Origin of the sequence: Janthinobacterium sp. SUN206 (genome assembly GCF_030587305.1) — a bacterium.
GTDB classification, from domain to species: domain Bacteria; phylum Pseudomonadota; class Gammaproteobacteria; order Burkholderiales; family Burkholderiaceae_D; genus Janthinobacterium; species Janthinobacterium kumbetense.
Genome location: NZ_JAPWIB010000003.1, coordinates 132,252 through 150,414, shown reverse-complemented (window position 1 = coordinate 150,414; position 18,163 = coordinate 132,252). Strand labels below are relative to the sequence as shown.

The following is an 18,163-nucleotide window of genomic DNA, read 5'->3' as shown; positions in this document are numbered from 1 at the left end:
TGAGGATTACTTTTCTTTGCCGAACAGGCCGGCGGGACGCAGCAGCAGCACGATGACCATCACCACGAACACCACGGTGGCCGAGCCTTCCGGGTAGAACACGCGGGTCAGGCCCTCGATCACGCCCAGGCCCAGGCCCGTCAGGATGGAACCCATGATGGAACCCATGCCGCCGATCACCACCACGGCAAACACGACGATGATCAGGTTCGAGCCCATCAGCGGCGAGACCTGGATGATGGGCGCCGCCAGCACGCCGGCGAAACCGGCCAGGGCCACACCGAAGCCGAACGTCAACGTCACCATCAGCGGCACGTTGATGCCGAATGCTTCCACCAGTTTCGGGTTTTCCGTGCCGGCCCGCAGGTAAGCGCCCAGCTTGGTTTTTTCGATGACGAACCAGGTCGCCAGGCAGACGGAGAGCGAGGCGATGACCACCCAGGCGCGGTAGTTCGGCAGGATCATGAAACCCAGGTCCGTCGCGCCGGCCAGCGCTTCGGGCACGGCATACGGCTGGCCCGAGACGCCGTAGAAGGAGCGGAACACGCCTTCCATGATCAGGGTGATGCCGAAGGTCAGCAGCAAGCCATACAGGTGGTCGAGTTTATACAGCCAGCGCAGCATGGTCTTTTCGATCAGGATGCCGACCAGGCCGACGAGGATAGGGGCGATGACCAGCATGGCCCAGTAATTGATGTCGAAATAGCTGAGGCCCATCCAGGCCAGGAAGGCGCCCATCATGTACATGGCGCCGTGCGAGAAATTAATCACATTAAGCAAGCCGAAGATGACGGCCAGACCGAGGGACAACATGGCATAGAACGAGCCGTTGACGAGACCCAGCAGCAGCTGGCTCATCATCGCTTGTATTGGAACGCCGAAAATTTCCATGGCATCACAGTATAAAAAGCACCGCCGGGTAGCGGTGTGGTATCAAGGGAAACGCGCCACCGCAAACGGGAGCGGCGGCGCAAGGCGAACCCTGCGGGCGAAGCGTGCAGGACAGAGCACCCGCGCAGCGGCGGGCACTCTGTAGAGATTGCTACAGTATTACTTCCACAGCGAACACTTCGACTCGGCCTTGGTCACATACGCTTGCGCGCCGGGCACGGTGGCGACCACCTTGTAGTAATCCCATGGATACTTCGACTCGGACGGTTTCTTGACTTCCATCAAATACATATCGTGCACCATGCGGCCATCGGGACGCACTTCGCCATTCTGGGTAAACATGTCGTTGATCTTGGTCTTTTTCAGATAGGCCATGACCTTCTCGGTGTCGTCCGTACCCAGCGCCTTGACGGCTTTCAGGTAGTTCGCCGCGGCCGAGTAATCGGCCGCCTGCAGCATCGACGGTTCCTTCTTCATCTTGGCGAAATAGCGTTTCGACCAGGCGCGCGTCTCCGCATTCAAGTCCCAGTACCAGCCGTCCGTCAGGTACATGCCCTGCGTCAGGTTCAAGCCCAGCGAATGGATGTCATTGATGAAGATCAGCAAGCCGGCCAGCTTCATCGATTTCGTCAGGCCAAACTCGTTGGCCGCCTTGATGCTGTTGATGGCGTCGCCACCGGCATTGGCCAGACCGAGGATTTGCGGTTTTGCCGCTTGCGCCTGCAGCAGGAAGGAAGAGAAATCCGAGGCGCCCAGCGGATGCTTGACGCTGCCCAGCACCTTGCCGCCGGCCGCCTTGACGACCTCGGCCGTGTCTTTTTCCAGCGAATGGCCAAACGCATAATCGGCCGTCATGAAATACCAGTTCTTGCCGCCCTGCTTGACGATGGTGCCGCCCGTGCCGCGCGCCAGCGCCACCGTGTCATACGCGTAATGCACGGTGTACGGCGTGCATTCCTCATTCGTCAGGCGCGACGAACCGGCGCCGATGGCGATAAAAATTTTCTTCTTTTCCGCCGCCACCTTGGCCATGGCCAGGCTGGCGCCGGAATTGGTGCCGCCGATCAGCATGTCGACGCCCTGCTGGTCGAACCATTCGCGCGCCTTCGAGGCGGCGATGTCGGCCTTGTTTTGATGGTCGGCGGAAATGAATTCCACCTTTTTACCGGCCAGCACCACGCCGGCATCGGCGATCGCCATCTTGATGGCTTCCGCGCCACCGAGGCCGTCGACGTCGGAATACACGCCCGACATGTCGGAAATAAAACCGATCTTGATGGTGTCGCCCGATACCTGGGCGTGCGCGGCGCTGGACAAGCCCAGGGCGCAAAGAGTGGCGGTGGCAATGGCGATAGCGTTACGTTTCATAGTGTCTCCGTTGGGATTATTGTTTGCTATTCAGTCGATTGCTGGACGATGACGAGTACAACAGACTACATGGGGACTACACGCCAAGCAGCTCGGTCAATACCGGCATCTTGGCCTCCAGTTCGGATGCAGCAAAAGTCTCGACGATCTGACCGTGCTCCATCACATAAAACCGGTCCGCCAGCGGCGCGGCAAACCGGAAATTCTGTTCCACCATGACGATGGTGTAACCCTTTGCTTTCAGGGTGGTGATCATGCGCGCCAAGCCTTGCACGATGACGGGCGCCAGGCCTTCGGAAATTTCATCGAGCAGCAGCAAACGCGCGCCCGTGCGCAGGATGCGCGCCACGGCCAGCATCTGCTGTTCCCCGCCCGACAGGCGCGTGCCCTGGCTGTGGCGGCGTTCCTGCAAGTTCGGGAACATCGCGTAGATTTCCTCCACCGACATGCCCTTCTCGCCGCTGGCCAGGGTCGGCGGCAGCAACAGGTTTTCCTCCGTCGACAGCGAGGAAAAAATGCCGCGCTCTTCAGGACAATACCCGATGCCCAGGTGGGCGATTTTGTGCGTGGCCAAACCTATCGCTTCGACGCCGTTGACTTTGATGGAGCCCGTGCGCGCGCCCGTCAGCCCCATGATGGCGCGCAAGGTGGTGGTGCGGCCGGCGCCGTTGCGGCCCAGCAAGGTCACCACCTCGCCCTGCTCCACTTTCAGGTTCACGTCGTGCAGGATGTGCGATTCGCCATACCAGGTGTGCAGTTGTGCAATTTCCAGCGCGGGTGCGCTGCCATTCGCTCGTGTCGCCATCAATGCGCCCCTTCCAGTTCCGCGTGGGTGGTGCCCATGTACGCTTCCATCACTTGCGGATTGCGCGACACTTCCGCGTAACTGCCTTCGGCCAGCATGGCGCCGCGCTGCAGGACGGAAATCTTGTCGCAGATGCCGGAAACCACGCTCATATTGTGTTCCACCATCAAAATCGTGCGGCCAGCCGACACTTTTTTGATCAGTTCCGTCACGCGGTGCACGTCTTCATGGCCCATACCTTGCGTCGGTTCGTCGAGCAGCATCATTTCCGGCTCCATCGCCAGGGTGGTGGCAATTTCCAGCGCCCGCTTGCGGCCGTACGGCATGTCGACCGTGATGGTGTCGGCGAATTCCGTCAGGTCGACTTCGGCCAGCAAGGCCATGGCGCGGTCGTTGAGCTGGTTCAATGCGCGTTCGCTTTGCCAGAAGTGAAACGAGGTGCCGAGCTGGCGCTGCAAGCCGATGCGCACATTTTGCAGCACGGATAAATGCGGGAAGACGGCGGAAATCTGGAAGGAACGGATCACGCCCATGCGCGCGATCTGGGCCGGTTTGGCGGCCGTGATATCTTTCCCATTGAACAGGATCTGTCCGGAAGTGGGGACCAGGAATTTGGTGAGCAAGTTGAAACACGTGGTCTTGCCGGCGCCGTTCGGACCGATCAAGGCGTGGATATGGCCCCGCTCTACCTTCAGGTTCACGTCGCTCACAGCGGTGAATCCCTTGAATTCCTTGGTCAAATTTCTTGTTTCCAAGATTACGTTTGACATCGTGTCTCCTAGTTGTACTTTTTGTACTACTTAGTCATTTTTATAATACACAACTTAAATTTAACGCACAATACAGTATAACTACGGGGATTTTTCGCCGGCCCGAATGGCGCAAACTCGCACGCTTGCCCAGCTATTTCCAGGCCGCGTGTATCATTTGCGCCGCTTTTTCCGCGATCATCACGGTGGGCGAGTTCGTATTACCAGAAGTAATGTACGGCATGATCGATGCATCGACGACGCGCAAGCCGGCTACGCCGAGCACGCGCAGCTGGCTGTCGACCACGCTCAAGGGATCGCTGGCCAGGCCCATGCGGCAGGTACCCACCGGGTGAAAGATGGTGGTGCCGATCTGGCTGGCCGCCTGCGCCAGTTCTTCCTGGCTCTGGAATTGCACGCCGGGCTTGTATTCCTGTGGCGCAAACTTACTTAACGCCGGCGCGGCGGCGATGGCCCGCGTCAGGCGCAAGGCGTCGGCCGCCACCTTGCGGTCCTGCTCGGTACTCAGGTAATTGGGCACGATCTTCGGCGCCGCATAACTGTCGCCCGACGCGATATGCACGTGGCCGCGCGAGGTGGGGCGCAGATTGCACACGCTGGCCGTAAACGCGGGAAAAGAGTGCAACGGTTCGCCGAATTTATCCAGCGACAAGGGTTGCACATGGTATTGCAGGTTCGGCGTGGCTTGCTGCGGGTCGGACTTGGCAAACGCTCCCAGCTGCGACGGCGCCATCGACATGGGCCCGCTCTGGAACAGCGCATATTGCAAGCCGATCTGCATTTTTCCCACGATATTGCTGGCCATCACATTCAAGGTTTTCACGCCCTGCACCTTGTAAACCATGCGCAGCTGCAAATGATCCTGCAAATTGCCGCCCACGCCAGCCGCATCGAGCACCGGCACAATCCCATGCTGCTGCAGCAAGGCGGCCGGGCCGATGCCGGACAATTGCAGCAATTGCGGCGAACCGATGGCGCCCGCCGTCAGCAGGGTTTCCCGCCGGGCCGTCGCCTGCCACTGCGTGCCGCCGCCCGTAAACACGATGCCCGCGCAGCGCGGTCCCGCGTCCGTCGTTTCCAGCAGCAGACGTTCCACGTGGCAACCCGTCATGATGGTCAGGTTCGGGCGGCGCGATGCCGGTTTCAAGAACGCTTTCGAGGTATTCCAGCGGATGCCGCGGCGCTGGTTGACGTCGAAATATGCGCTGCCGCTATTGTCGCCGCCATTGAAATCGCTGGTTTTCGGGATGCCGACCTGCTGCGCCGCATCGCGGAATGCATTCAGGATATTCCAGGACAGCCGCTGTTTTTCCACGCGCCACTCGCCGCCCACGCCGTGGTTTTCCGAGGCGCCACCGTAATAATCCTCGCTCTGTTTGAAAAGCGGCAAGACTTTGTCCCAGCGCCAGGAAGCGTCGTCCGTCAGGTCGGCCCAGTGGTCGTAATCGCCGGCCTGGCCGCGCATGTAGATCATGCCGTTGATGGAAGAGCTGCCGCCCAGCACTTTTCCGCGTGGATAGATCAGGCTGCGCCCGCCCAGGCCCGCGTCCGCCTGCGTGGAATACAGCCAGTCCGTGCGGGGATTGCCGATGCAATGCAGATAGCCGACGGGGATGTGGATCCACACGTAATCATCCTTGCCGCCCGCTTCCACGAGTAAAACGTTGGCATCCTTGTCGCGCGTGAGCCGGTTGGCCAGCACGCAACCTGCCGTGCCGCCGCCCACGATGATGTAGTCGTATTCGCCTGCCGATTCCAATGAAGCTCCTTTCGGTATGCCATCAAGCTGTCGCGCGGCGTGTCTCCCCGCCGCGTCCCTGTACCAGAGTCTGTCTTTCTTCATGCATGCATGGCTGCTGAGCCGCCTTGAGATTACCACCAGTGCCGGGCCAGGGCGACATTAATCGTGGCCCGCGATACGGCCGAGCGTCACGGCAAGCTCAAAAACAGGGTCGCCAAGCTGTGGATAACCGTATGGATATCCACAGGTACGATATGTGCGTAAACGAAAATTTTTTTGGACGCCTTTTTTTTATCCCAAAACCATCCCCGGCAGATACAACCCTTACTCAGCGTTTATCCGTACGCCAAGCGATTGTTTACAAGGATAAATCCGGACTTATCCACAGAAGATGCCGCCGTTAACTACTATTACTATTCTTGTATACGAACTTGTTAAGGTAAACCCGACAACGCACGCTTTGCCTGTCCTTCGCCTTCGAGAACGTTGACAAGCCTCTCTTCAAAAAAACAGACGCGCCTCTTTGACTGACAAAAAAAAATCCAGCCAACAACTGAGCAACGAAAACCGGCACGGCCGGCATCACGCGCACAGCACTGCCAAACCGTTTTGCAAAATGGAAACGTCAACAGGCTTGAGCAGGCACAGCGCCGGCAAGCGGTTCGATGTGAAAAAGAGGGGAAATTTGAGACGATTGTGGATAAGTCACTTGATATCCACAGGATGACTTGTGAGTAAACACGAACTTTTGCGCAGGCCCGCATTTTATACAATTTTGCTCCTCGCGTGATACAGCGATTATGCACGCTTTATTTTGCGCGTAAACGATTGATCCTGTTGAAAAAAAGCGACTTATCCACAGAAAAAAACGCGTTTACTATTACTACTATTTTTATATATAGATCTATTGTAAACCGACAAAAAAAGCGGAAGTCCGGGGATATTTCCAAAAAACATGCAAAAACCGCCAAAAAAAAAGCCAACGGCGACATCGCGAGCCACTGCCAAACCGTCTTCCAGGAATCACCTGGATGCCAAGGTTCATGAAAGAACAACGCTCGTGGTTGCTCAACCAGGATTGCCAGGCAAGGATCAAGGCAAACGAAACACGTCAAACATGCCACTACAGCAAGAAAATCCGTGACTTTTGCTTGCTGCTGTGGATAAGTGCCTGCATATCCACAGGATGAGATGTGGGAAAAGTCGATCTTTGTCCACAGCCCGATTTTTATCCCAAACAAGTCCTCCGTAGATACAATGCTTGTGCGCCTACTTTTTTGTGCGCCAAGTCGATGATTTTTATACGGTATACCGACTTATCCACAAAAAAATGGCCGTTTACTATCACTACTATTTTTATGTATACATTTTTATTTAAAACACAGAGACAAACGCGAACGGTGGAAAAGTCACCGAAATAGCTGTTTTCACCCTGTAAACCGTTTGGCAATCCCAAAAACCTGTAAAAACAGCATGAATTCACACAAAAAAATGCGTTTAGGCATCATCAGTGCCTTGCACGAAGAACAGCAGGGGCTGGTAGAAGCCATGCAAGGCCCCCAGAGGCGTTCGCACGGCATGCGCGACTACACCCTGGGAACCCTGTGGAATATCGACGCTGTGTGCGTCCTGTCGCGTCTGGGCAAGGTTGCCGCCGCCATGACAGCTTCTATCCTTGTGGAAAAGTACGGAGTTACCCACATCGTCTTCACCGGCGTGGCCGGCAGTGGGGATAAACACGTGAAAGTCGGCGATATCGTCGTGGCCGAAGCGCTGTTGCAGCACGATATGGACGCCCGTCCCCTGTTTCCCCGCTTCGAAGTGCCGCTGACGGGACTGCAGCGCTTTGCCACAGACCTTGAACTGAGCACGCAACTGGCTGCCGCGGCGGAAGATTTCCTGCGTGACGATGTGTCCAGCGTGCTCAAGGCGGCGGATATTGCGCAATTCCGTCTGCAACACGCGCAAGTGCACCGCGGCCTGATCGCCAGCGGCGACCAGTTCATCAGCAGCGCCGCGCATATGAACCAGCTCAAAGTTGATATCCCCGACCTGCTGGCCGTCGAAATGGAAGGCGCCGCCGTGGCGCAAGTGTGTTTTGAACTGGGCGTGCCGTTTACGGTCATGCGCACCATTTCCGACAACGCCAACGAAGAGGCGGCCGTCGACTTCATGCGTTTCGTGCAAACCGTCGCTTCGCCGTACGCGTTGACGGTGATCCAGCAGCTGTGCCAGCGCCTGGCTGGCTGATTTTTCAGCTAGCGTGCATAAAAAAAGGGCAGAACCACTGGTTCCGCCCTTCTTATTTCAATAAAGGAGCCTGAAAAATGTTCAGGGCCAGGCGCCTTGCCGCAGGCAGTACGAATGTACGGCCAGGCAAGGCAACAACGCCATGGACTTTTTCCCGGGTTCCTTTAGACGCTGAGCATCATCAGACTGGCGTTACCGCCGGCCGCCGTCGTATTCACGCACAGCGCCCGCTCAGCGACCAGGCGCCACAGGGGGATGACACCCTCTTGCGAGGTGGCGATGGTGCCCACCAGGGCCCCTTCCCGTGCCGCCAGCAGCGGCTTGAGCTGGCCATCGAGGCAAGGCTCGATCATGGCGATCTGGAAATCATGCTTGACGGACTCCAGGCTGCTGACGACCTGGATGCGGTCCTTCAGTGCGGCCGGCAAGTCGCTGGGGATCAGATCCGGCGCTTGCGCCAGCACGAGGGCCTGGTTACCGGTGGCCAGCACGGCTGCCAGCTGGTTCATCAGCGTGCCGGACGTTGCTGCCGCGCACAGAATCGTGCCGCGCGCGGCAAAGCTCAGGGTATTGCGCTCGCCCGTCGGGCCTGGCAAGACGGTGGTGCTGCCCAGCAAGGTGGTGCGTGCATAGTCCTGCGCCAGTTGCTGCACCTGGTCGTGGCCATGCATCTTCGCCCACACGGTGAGCGCATCGAGGGCCGGCGGCGCCTGGCGCTGGTGTTGCGCGCCGGCCGGCGCATTGCGCTGCAAGCGTTTCAGGTACAAAGGGCCGCCCGCCTTGGGGCCGGTGCCGGACTTGCCTTCGCCGCCGAACGGTTGCACGCCGACGACGGCGCCGACGATGTTGCGGTTCACATAAATATTGCCCACGTGCGCGCGCTTCGTGATGAAATCGATGGTTTCATCGATGCGCGTATGGATGCCCAGGGTCAAGCCGTAACCGCTGTCATTGATCGATTGCACCAGTTGCGGCAGTTCGGCCCGCTTGTAGCGGATCACGTGCAGCACGGGGCCGAAGACTTCCTGCGTCAATTGCGCCAGCGATTTGATTTCCAGCACGGTCGGGGCGACAAACGTGCCTTTGACGGTCGGCAAATCGAGCGAATAATGGTCGATGGCCATGGTTTTCATCTTGTTGATGTGCGCCAGCAAGTTACCTTGCGCTTCCGCATCGATGACGGGACCGATATCCGTGGCCAGGCGGTCAGGATTGCCAACGCGCAATTCCTGCATGGCGCCTTTCAGCATGTGGATGGTCTTGTCGGCGATTTCCGTTTGCAGGAACAGCACGCGCAAGGCCGAGCAGCGCTGGCCGGCGCTGTCGAAAGCGGACGACATCACGTCCTGCACCACTTGCTCCGGCAAGGCGGACGAATCGACGATCAGGGCATTCTGGCCACCCGTTTCGGCGATCAGGGGAATGTCGATGCCTTCGGCCACGGCACGCGCGGTCAGGTTGCGGTTGATCAATTGCGCCACTTCCGTCGAGCCCGTGAAAATCACGCCTTTCACGCGCGTGTCATTGCACAGGCCGGCGCCGACGATCTCGCCGCTGCCGGGCAAGAATTGCAGCGCGCCGCGCGGCACGCCCGCCGCATGCAGCAATTGCACGGCGCGGTGGGCGATCAGTGGCGTTTGCTCGGCCGGCTTGGCCAGCACCACGTTGCCCGCCGCCAGGGCGGCGGCCAGCTGGCCCGTAAAGATGGCCAATGGGAAATTCCACGGGCTGATGCAGGTGACGGGTCCCAGCGCCAGGGTATTCGGCGCGTGTTCCACCTGCGCCGCGTAGTAGCGCAGGAAGTCGACGGCTTCGCGGATTTCCGCGATCGCGTTCGGCAGGGACTTGCCCGCTTCGCGCACGGCCAGTGCCATCAGCTCGATATGGTGTTCCTCGAACAGGTCGGCCGCGCGCAGTAACGCTTGCGCGCGGAGCGACGGTTCCGTGGTTTGCCAATCCATGGCGAAGGCGCTGGCGCTGGCCAGGGCCGTTTCCACGTCGGCTTGACCGGCTTCCATGACCTTGCCCACGACGTCGTCGTGCTGGGCCGGGTTGTGCAACATGTGCGTGGGGCCGTTCAGGCTGACGGCGCCATCGATCTGCGGCGCCGCTTGCCACGTCTGCTGCTGCGCCAGGCCCGTGGCCAGGGTGCGCAAAGTGTCTTCATTCGACAGGTCCAGGCCGGCCGAGTTCCTGCGTTCGCTGCCAAACATGTCCAGCGGCAATGGAATCGACGGGTGCGGCAAGCCGCCCTGCGGGCGCGCCTGTTCCAGCGGATCGCGGATCAGGCTATCGATGGCGACGCTTTCGTCGACGATCTGGTTGACGAAGGACGAGTTGGCGCCGTTTTCCAGCAGGCGGCGCACCAGGTAGGCCAGCAGGGTTTCATGCGAGCCGACGGGGGCGTAGATGCGGCACGGCTTGTCGAGGTTGTCGGGGCCGACGACCTGGTCGTACAGGGTCTCGCCCATGCCGTGCAGGCACTGGAATTCGTAGTCGGTGATGCCGTCGCGTTTCGCCCACGTGTAGATGGTCGACAGGGTTTGCGCGTTGTGCGTGGCAAACTGTGGGTAGATCAGGCTGCTGGCTGCCAGCAGTTTTTGCGCACACACGAGGTAAGAGACGTCCGTGTAGACCTTGCGCGTGTAGACGGGATAGCCTTCCTGGCCGTCGACTTGCGCGCGTTTGACTTCCGCATCCCAATACGCGCCCTTCACCAGGCGCACCATGAACTTGCGGCCGCTGCGGTGCGCCAGGTCGATCAGGAAATCGATGGCAAACGGGCAACGCTTCTGGTACGCCTGCACCACGTAGCCGATGCCGTCGAAGCCGGCCAAATCGGCATCAAAGGCCAGTGCTTCCATCAGGTCGAGCGACAGTTCCAGGCGGTCCGTCTCTTCCGCATCGATGTTGAAGCCGATGTTGTACTGTTTGGCCAGCAACAGCAGCGCTTTGACTTTCGGCAACAATTCTTCCAGGACTCTGGCGCGCTGGGCGCGGCTGTAGCGCGCGTGCAGGGCCGACAGTTTCACGGAAATGCCGGGGCCATTGCGGATGCCGCGGCCGTTCGAGGCTTTGCCGATGGCATGGATCGCCGTTTCGTACGAGGCGTAGTAGTTGGCCGCGTCCTGCTGCGTCAGGGCCGCCTCGCCCAGCATGTCGTACGAGTAGCGGTAGCCGCGCGTTTCGTTGTCGCGGCTGTTCTTCAACGCTTCCTCGATGGTCTGGCCCGTCACGAACTGGTTGCCCAGCATGCGCATGGCCAGGTCGACGCCCTTGCGGATCAGCGGTTCGCCGCCTTTGGCGATGAGCTTGGTCATGGCCGAACCGAGGCCCGATTCGCTGCTGGTACTGACCAGTTTGCCCGTGATCAGCAAGCCCCAGGTGGCCGCGTTGACGAACAGCGACGGTGATTCGCCCAGATGTTTCTTCCAGTCGCCCTTGCTGATTTTGTCGGCGATCAGACGGTCGGCCGTTTGACTGTCGGGTATACGCAACAGCGCTTCAGCCAGACACATCAATGCAACACCCTCTTCCGACGATAGCGAGAACTCGTGCATCAGTGCATCGACGCCGGAGGCGCGTGTGCGTTTTTGGCGCACGTTCGAGACCAGGCGGTGCGCCAGGGCTTGCCCTTCGGCCGTCGTTTCGGTGCTGCTGGGGCGGACTTGTTGCAACAGCCACTGTACGGCGGAAACCTCATCGCGCCTATAGGCGGCGGTGACGGCGGCGCGTTGTGGTGTCGCTTCGGGCAGGATTTCTGCCTGGAACGCAGCAAAAGGAATCGGGGTAAAAGCCGAGGGGCCTGCAGGGTGCATAAGTGCTCTTTACAAGGAAAAGGGGACGAAAACTGACGTAATTCTTGCTCTTTTTTGGTGCAAAAAAATACAGAAAGTCGGACGTTAAGATGATTCGATTGTAAAGGGGATTCTTATGGATTAATTCTGGTAATACAGGGGACTAGCAATAGATAGTTTTTGATGCGACAATTTAACCAAATAATATTAATTTGGGGGTGATGGTAATGCTGGACAAGATCAGTAAGAAAATCTTGATGGAATTGCAGAGCGATGGACGCATCAGCAATGTGGAGTTGGCCGCGCGCGTGAACCTGTCGCCGGCCGCCTGCCTGGAGCGCGTGCGCAAGTTGCACGAATCCGGTTACATCATGGGCTATACGGCCCAGTTGAACCCGCAGCTGCTCGACGTGTCGCTGCTGGTGTTCATCGAAGTGGTGCTCGATCGCACGACACCGGAAGTGTTCGACGCCTTCAAGCATAGCGTACAAATCATTCCAGAGGTACTGGAATGTCACATGGTGGCCGGCGGTTTCGATTACCTGGTCAAGGCGCGCGTCAAGGACATGGCCGCCTACCGCGAATTCCTGGGCAAGACGCTGTTGCAGAAAGGTGTGCGGGAAACCCACACTTATGCCGTCATGGAAGAGGTCAAAAACACGACCAAATTGCCAATTAAGTGACCCTGGTGTAGCCGCCCCACTTTTCTGATTGAGCTATCGGAACAAATGTTGTAGGGTAGAACTACAATTCTGCTATCCGGTAGCCGCCTGAAACGCCGCGCAGACGGTCACTTCAGGGTGCAAAGTGGGCAATCGTGCCCACCCGCATACGGTTACGGCACGTCCCTTTCGCGGGACGTGACGGGTTCGCGCAGCGGGGGACAAATGAAGCAGTTGCAGCATCAGCTGGTGCGTTTCTTTGTATTCACGATCCTGGCCATGGCCGTCGCCTGTTGCCTGGCCTATCTGTTGTTGCTCTCGGGCGGCGACCATCCCTATCTGATTGCCTGCGTGGCCGCCGCCATCGGCGCCGCGCTGCTGGCGTTTGCCGGCCGTCCGCGCGGCGAGCCGGGCTTGCACCAGTTCGCCGACACGGTGGGCAACGCCATCGATGCCATCATGATCGGCGCGGCGGAAACCTCGTATTTTGTCGATTCCGTCAAACAGAAGGTGGAGCTCGATGTCCGCACGGCCAGCGACATCGCCGACAGTTCCGTACAAAATGCCGCGATGACGGAAAAGATCGCCGCCAATGCGGAACGGGCCGCCAAGGTGGCCGCCGGCGTGCGCGTGGAAAGCGTGGCGGCGCGCGCCGAAGTGGACCAGGGCTTGCAGCGCATCAATAACGCACGCGAGGAAGCGCAAGGCGCTTCCAGCAACATGCTGAGCTTGCAGGAAAAATCCAAACGCATCACGGGCTTTACGGAAGCCATTTCCGATATTTCCGCGCGCACCAACTTGCTGGCGCTGAACGCCGCCATCGAAGCGGCGCGCGCCGGCGAACACGGGCGCGGTTTTGCCGTGGTGGCCGGGGAAGTGCGGCAATTGGCGCAGCGCACCAAGGAAGCTTCCGATGAAATCAGCGTGATGGTGCGCGAAATCAATGAACAGTCGGAAAAAGCCGCACGCGGCATGAGTTCGCTGGCGGCCGGCGTGACGGAAGCGGCGCGCAATGTGCAAAGCGTGCACGCCTCGCTCAGCCATATAGAGCAGTCATCGGGCGAGTCCGAGGACGAGATCGGGCAAATCGCCCGCGCCTCGCGCGAACACGTCGAGACGACGCAAGTGATCGCCGACGCCATCGGGCAAATCCGCGACAGCATGCTGTCGACGAATGCCGAATTGCCGCGCGCCACGCAATCGGCCATGGCCCTGGCCGAGCGGGCCGAAGTGATCGCCGGCGCCCTGGGCGAATCGAGCGTGGCCACGCCGCACGACGAGATCCGCGAGGCGGCCCAGCGCGCCGCGCGCGATGTGGGCAAACTCTTCGAGCAAGCGATCGCCTCGGGGCGCATCACGCGCGACGCCCTGTTCGACCGCCATTACCGCCCCATCCCGAATACCAATCCGCCCAAGCACAACACGAAATTCGACGCGTTCACGGACAAGGTGCTGCCCGACTTGCAGGAAGGCGTGCTGGCGGCATTGCCCCACCTGGCGTATGCGGGTGCCGTCGACAACAATGGATATTTTCCAACGCACAACAAGAAGTTTTCCCAGCCGCTGACGGGCGATTACGCCACCGATATCGTAAATAACCGCACCAAGCGCATCTTCAGCGACCGCACGGGCAAGCGCTGCGGCAGCAACACCAAGGCGTTCCTGTTGCAGACCTATAAACGCGACACGGGCGAGGTCATGCACGATTTGTCCGTGCCCATCCACGTCGAGGGCAAGCACTGGGGCGGTTTCCGGATCGGTTACCGCTCCAGCAGCCACGCATGATGAACATCTGATTAAATCTACTGCGCGTCGTAATTTGCGGCTTGCGATGCTCACTGTGCTTGAGCACAGTTCCGCTTCTCGGCCACAACTTACTTCCGCTCGCTACGATTTTCTCAGACGTTCGTGCCGCTAATGTTTTTCACTCGACATGCGGTTTCGGCGCCACGCCGCCGCCGGCTGCCGTGGCCGTGCGCAGGGTGGGTGTGTTCATGCTTTCCAGGTGGTTGCGCAGCCATTTGTGGGCGGGGCTGCGGGCGTCGCGCTCGTGCCACAGCATGTCCAGGTGGACGGCTGGCAGGGTCAACGGCAAATCCTTGTACAGCAGCGATTCCGTCATGCCCGTCGAGGCGATCAAATGGCGCGGCAAGACCGTGATCAGGTCGGAATTGGCGACGACTCTTCCGGCCGTGAAGAACTGGTTGACCGTCAACAAGATGCGCCGTTCGCGGTGGATCTGCGACAGCGCCTCGTCGATCAAGCCATGCGCGCGGCCGGAAAAGCTCACCAATAAATGGTTGGCCGCACAGTAGTTATCCAGGGTCAATTCCTTGTCGGCCAGCGGATGGCCGCGCCGCATCACGCACACATACTTGCCGGAATACAGGCGCTCGTGGCGGATGGGCGAACCCGTTTCACTCGACAATTGTGCCGCCACGCCGGGAAAAAAGCCCACGGCCAGGTCGATGTCGCCGCGCAGCAGCATCGGACGCGGTTCGCGCGTGGTCAGCGGCATCATGCGTACGTTGACGCCGGGCGCTTCCCGTTCGATCGAGCGCATCAGCGAAGGCAGCCAGAACGCGGCCGTCGCATCGGCCATGGCCATGCGGAACGTGGCATGTGTTTTCGACACGTCGAAGGTTTCCGGCGTGACAGCCGCTTCCAGGCTGGCCAGGGCCGAGCGCACGGACGGCCACAGCGCTTCGGCGCGGGGCGTGGGTTTCACGCCATAGGCCGTGCGGATCAGCAATTCGTCACCGAGGCTCTCGCGCAGGCGTTTGATGGCGTTCGATACCGCCGGCTGCGTCATCGCCAGGTGGCCGGCTGCGCGCGTCAGGTTTTGTTCCGTCATGACGGCGTCGAAAACACGCAGCAAGTTCAGATCCAGCGTCAGAAAACTCATGGAAAGCCCAAGATAAAAGTTGAATTGATTACTTAAGAGTGTAAACCGCGCCGGGCACGAATATTTTCACTCGTAAAAAAATATTACAGTTTTCCATTCACGATTCATATAATTGGTATCAAGAAATGGAATTAGATTTATATGTTGCACTGCACTATAGTACTGTCAAATTCTATAATGCACTGGAACACTATGTCTACCTTCGCCTCCGCCCTGTACGCAGTATCCGCACCCGTGCTGGAGATTTCCCTGCTGAACGCCCTGCAACTCGTGCTGGTGATCGTCGCCGTGGGCGCCTTCGCCCTGCTGTTCAAGCCTTTGCTGGTGGGCATCGCCCGCGCCATGATGCTGGTGGTGCGTCCCAAGCTGAGCCGCGAAGAGCGCCTGGCGCGCCAGCAGATGCGCGAAGCGCAAGCCTTGAAACGCACGCTTGGCAAGATGGATGGCGTATCGCCAAGCAATGCCGCCGAATTGCGCGCCCTGTCGACGCGTGCGTGAGCGAGCAACTGTTGCAGAATGACAAGCCGGCCTGCGCCGGCTTTTTTTACGCCTGCCGCCAGCCGATTACGCCATGTCGCCCAGCAAATGCGCGCGCAACATGGTGTCGGCCGGATGGGCACCTATCCAGATTTTCAGCAGCGCATTATAGAAAGCCAGGTCCGGCACCGTGTCGCCCACCTGTTTGCCGTTCAGCTTGCACAACGTTCCCTCTTCCGGCAGCCAGTCCACGGTGAGAATGTCGCCCTTTTTCAGGCCGGGCACCATTTCGAACATGGCGCCGAACTGCATCGTCTGGCTTAGCAGGCGCGTGCGGTCGGCCTGGTCGGAACTGCGCTTCAAGCCTTGCATGAAGGCTTGCCCCAGCTCGTCGGAAGTGATGTCGCGCAGCATGACGATTTCCAGGCGGCGCGGTCCGGGCAGCGCCAGGATGTCGGCCAGCTGGGTTTTCTTTTCCGGCAGGTACAGCGCGATCGTGTACACCTTGAAGATGACCTTGTAGCGCACGCCGGCGCCGTTGAGTTTTAATTCGCGGCTGGCCAGCTGCACCGTCTCGTCCAGCTTGACGCCGCCCACCTCGACGGCGAGCGCTGGTCGTGCCACGGTGGCGCACAGGCTGGCGCACAGGCAGGCGGTGGCCAGGGAGCGGCCCAAACGGGATGTGCTTATTTGCATCTTCTACCTCCGTGGAAACCATGGGCTGTGGATAAGTCAGCACACAGTGTAGAACAGTTGGCAGAAGCTGGCGCCACGCAGACGTGGCCCGGAAGTGGCGCGGGAGAAAAGCTCAGGCTTTGGCGGCGGGCAGTTCCGTTTGCAGGCGTTCGTACTTGGCCATCAATTGCTCCGGGCTTTCGCGCCAGGCTGGATTGAAGGGGATGCAGCTGACGGGGCACACTTGCTGGCATTGCGGCTCGTCAAAGTGGCCCACGCATTCGGTGCACTTGTTGGGATCGATTTCGTAGATTTCCGCGCCCATGTAGATCGCGTCATTCGGGCACTCGGGCTCGCAAATGTCGCAATTGATGCATTCGTCGGTGATCAGTAATGCCATGATTTCACTCTTACTTATTGCGATGAGGCAGCGTTGGCGGCAATCTTGTTTTGCAGCCAGCGGTTCACCGAGGGGAAGACAAACTTGGAGACGTCGCCGCCCAGCGCCGCGATTTCGCGCACGATGGTGCCCGAAATAAACTGGTACTGGTCGGATGGCGTCAGGAACATGGTTTCGACATCGGGCAGCAGGTAGCGGTTCATGCCCGCCATCTGGAATTCGTATTCGAAGTCGGAGACGGCGCGCAAGCCGCGCACGATGACCCGCGCTTCATGCTTGCGCACGAAATCCTTGAGCAGGCCGGAAAAGCTTTCCACTTGCACATTCGGATAGTGGCCGAGCACTTCGTTGGCGATTTCCAGGCGTTCGTCGAGCGAGAAAAACGGTTGCTTGTTCTTGCTGTCGGCCACACCGACGATCAGCTTGTCAAACAGACCCGATGCGCGGCGCACCAAATCTTCATGACCGCGCGTGAGCGGATCGAATGTTCCTGGATAAACGGCTACAACCATTGCGGCTCCCTGACGATGCACCAATATAGACGCGCATTATGCCTGAAATTGGTGACCACCTTGGTGCTGCGCCTCGGGGCAGGGAGCTTTTTTGCCTCATTTATAGGCAGATTCAGGCAGTAGCCGGCACTTTGTTGTAAGTTAGTAAATGATAATAAACGGTGCCCGCCTTGTCGGCGCGGATGACTTCCCACGGCGCCATCCACTCCGGTTTTTCCAGGGCGCTGGTTGCATCGAAGACGAGCGGCAAGCCCGATTCCGCATACACCATGCCGCCTTCCTTGAGCAGGTTGGCGCACAGCGGCAACACTTTCGCGAGGAAATCCTGCTGGTAGGGCGGATCGAGGAAGATCAGGTCGAAACGCTGGCCGCGCGATGCCAGGCCTTGCGCCGTCAGCAAGGCGTCGCCGCGCAGCAGCTGGACATTGTCGGCGCGCAATTTCGTCTTGTTTTCTTCCAGCTGGCGGATCACGGGCGTATGGGTGTCGACCATGGTGACGGCGGCGGCGCCGCGGCTGGCCGCCTCGAAGCCCAGTGCGCCGCTGCCGGCGAACAGGTCCAGCACCTGGGCATTGGCCCAGTCGCCGTCGCGCAAGTGGTTGATCCAGTTAAACACGGTTTCGCGCACGCGGTCCGGTGTCGGGCGCAAGCCCAGTGCCTGCAAAACAGGCAGCACGGAGCGCTTCCACTGGCCGCCGATGATGCGCACCTGGTTCGGTGGCGGCGCGTGGTGGACGGGGACTTTGGCGGGTTTCTTAATTTTCTTTTGCATGGGCATTTAAAACACCTAACAAAACCTACTGCGCGTCGCGATTTGCGGCCTGCGATGCTCACTGTGCATTCGCACAGCTGCGCTTCTTAGCCACAACTCACTGCCGCTCGCTACGGTTTTGTTAGGCGTTTCATTTCT

The 18,163-nt window shown here is 59.4% G+C and carries 15 protein-coding genes; 4 read left to right on the top strand and 11 right to left on the bottom strand.

Annotation, left to right across the window (positions count from 1 at the left end):
* Nucleotides 1–6: 6 nt before the first annotated feature.
* The 5 genes from O3300_RS17580 to O3300_RS17560 form a co-directional block, all read right to left on the bottom strand.
* Complete coding sequence (locus O3300_RS17580; protein ID WP_034752662.1) at nt 7–891, bottom strand: branched-chain amino acid ABC transporter permease; 885 nt, start codon at nt 889–891, stop codon at nt 7–9.
* A 159-nt stretch (nt 892–1,050) separates the two neighbouring features.
* Nucleotides 1,051–2,259, bottom strand: a complete 1,209-nt coding sequence (locus O3300_RS17575; RefSeq protein WP_099665952.1) for an ABC transporter substrate-binding protein — start codon at nt 2,257–2,259, stop codon at nt 1,051–1,053.
* A gap of 76 nt (nt 2,260–2,335) precedes the next feature.
* Entirely contained in the window at nt 2,336–3,064 is a 729-nt protein-coding gene (locus O3300_RS17570) for an ABC transporter ATP-binding protein (RefSeq protein WP_077398364.1), read from the bottom strand.
* Nucleotides 3,064–3,834: an ABC transporter ATP-binding protein gene (locus O3300_RS17565; protein WP_034752653.1), complete on the bottom strand. Its 771-nt coding sequence runs from the start codon at nt 3,832–3,834 to the stop codon at nt 3,064–3,066. The genes O3300_RS17570 and O3300_RS17565 overlap by 1 nt, the downstream gene beginning before the upstream one ends.
* A gap of 133 nt (nt 3,835–3,967) precedes the next feature.
* Nucleotides 3,968–5,593, bottom strand: coding sequence for a GMC family oxidoreductase (locus O3300_RS17560; protein WP_305053671.1), 1,626 nt, complete (start codon nt 5,591–5,593; stop codon nt 3,968–3,970).
* Nucleotides 5,594–7,066: 1,473 nt separating this feature from the next.
* Between O3300_RS17560 and O3300_RS17555 the strand changes: the two genes are divergently transcribed.
* Nucleotides 7,067–7,825, top strand: coding sequence for a 5'-methylthioadenosine/adenosylhomocysteine nucleosidase (locus O3300_RS17555; RefSeq protein ID WP_305053670.1), 759 nt, complete (start codon nt 7,067–7,069; stop codon nt 7,823–7,825).
* A gap of 164 nt (nt 7,826–7,989) precedes the next feature.
* Here the strand turns inward: O3300_RS17555 and putA are convergent, their stop codons facing one another.
* Nucleotides 7,990–11,643: a trifunctional transcriptional regulator/proline dehydrogenase/L-glutamate gamma-semialdehyde dehydrogenase gene (gene putA / locus O3300_RS17550; RefSeq protein WP_305053669.1), complete on the bottom strand. Its 3,654-nt coding sequence runs from the start codon at nt 11,641–11,643 to the stop codon at nt 7,990–7,992.
* A gap of 206 nt (nt 11,644–11,849) precedes the next feature.
* On the opposite strand from putA, the gene O3300_RS17545 reads away from it, so the two are divergent.
* A complete protein-coding gene (locus O3300_RS17545; RefSeq protein ID WP_010393827.1) occupies nt 11,850–12,305 on the top strand; it encodes an Lrp/AsnC ligand binding domain-containing protein in 456 nt (151 codons plus the stop codon).
* A gap of 204 nt (nt 12,306–12,509) precedes the next feature.
* Nucleotides 12,510–14,069: a methyl-accepting chemotaxis protein gene (locus O3300_RS17540; RefSeq protein ID WP_305053668.1), complete on the top strand. Its 1,560-nt coding sequence runs from the start codon at nt 12,510–12,512 to the stop codon at nt 14,067–14,069.
* Between the two features lie 139 nt (nt 14,070–14,208).
* On the opposite strand, the gene O3300_RS17535 is transcribed toward O3300_RS17540, so the two are convergent.
* Nucleotides 14,209–15,189 carry a LysR family transcriptional regulator gene (locus O3300_RS17535; protein ID WP_034783859.1) on the bottom strand — a complete coding sequence of 327 codons (981 nt, stop codon included), beginning with the start codon at nt 15,187–15,189 and terminating at the stop codon, nt 14,209–14,211.
* A gap of 192 nt (nt 15,190–15,381) precedes the next feature.
* On the opposite strand from O3300_RS17535, the gene O3300_RS17530 reads away from it, so the two are divergent.
* Nucleotides 15,382–15,687 (top strand): hypothetical protein, encoded by a 306-nt coding sequence (locus tag O3300_RS17530; protein ID WP_034752641.1) that lies wholly within the window; start codon nt 15,382–15,384, stop codon nt 15,685–15,687.
* A 66-nt stretch (nt 15,688–15,753) separates the two neighbouring features.
* On the opposite strand, the gene O3300_RS17525 is transcribed toward O3300_RS17530, so the two are convergent.
* The 4 genes from O3300_RS17525 to rsmD form a co-directional block, all read right to left on the bottom strand.
* Nucleotides 15,754–16,362: a chalcone isomerase family protein gene (locus tag O3300_RS17525; RefSeq protein ID WP_305053667.1), complete on the bottom strand. Its 609-nt coding sequence runs from the start codon at nt 16,360–16,362 to the stop codon at nt 15,754–15,756.
* 112 nt (nt 16,363–16,474) lie between these two features.
* Nucleotides 16,475–16,741 (bottom strand): YfhL family 4Fe-4S dicluster ferredoxin, encoded by a 267-nt coding sequence (locus O3300_RS17520; RefSeq protein WP_305053666.1) that lies wholly within the window; start codon nt 16,739–16,741, stop codon nt 16,475–16,477.
* A 14-nt stretch (nt 16,742–16,755) separates the two neighbouring features.
* On the bottom strand, nt 16,756–17,253 hold the full coding sequence (gene coaD, locus O3300_RS17515) for a pantetheine-phosphate adenylyltransferase (RefSeq protein WP_034752633.1): 498 nt from the start codon (nt 17,251–17,253) through the stop codon (nt 16,756–16,758).
* Nucleotides 17,254–17,365: 112 nt separating this feature from the next.
* Nucleotides 17,366–18,025 carry a 16S rRNA (guanine(966)-N(2))-methyltransferase RsmD gene (rsmD, locus tag O3300_RS17510; RefSeq protein ID WP_289899693.1) on the bottom strand — a complete coding sequence of 220 codons (660 nt, stop codon included), beginning with the start codon at nt 18,023–18,025 and terminating at the stop codon, nt 17,366–17,368.
* Between the last annotated feature and the right edge of the window lie 138 nt (nt 18,026–18,163).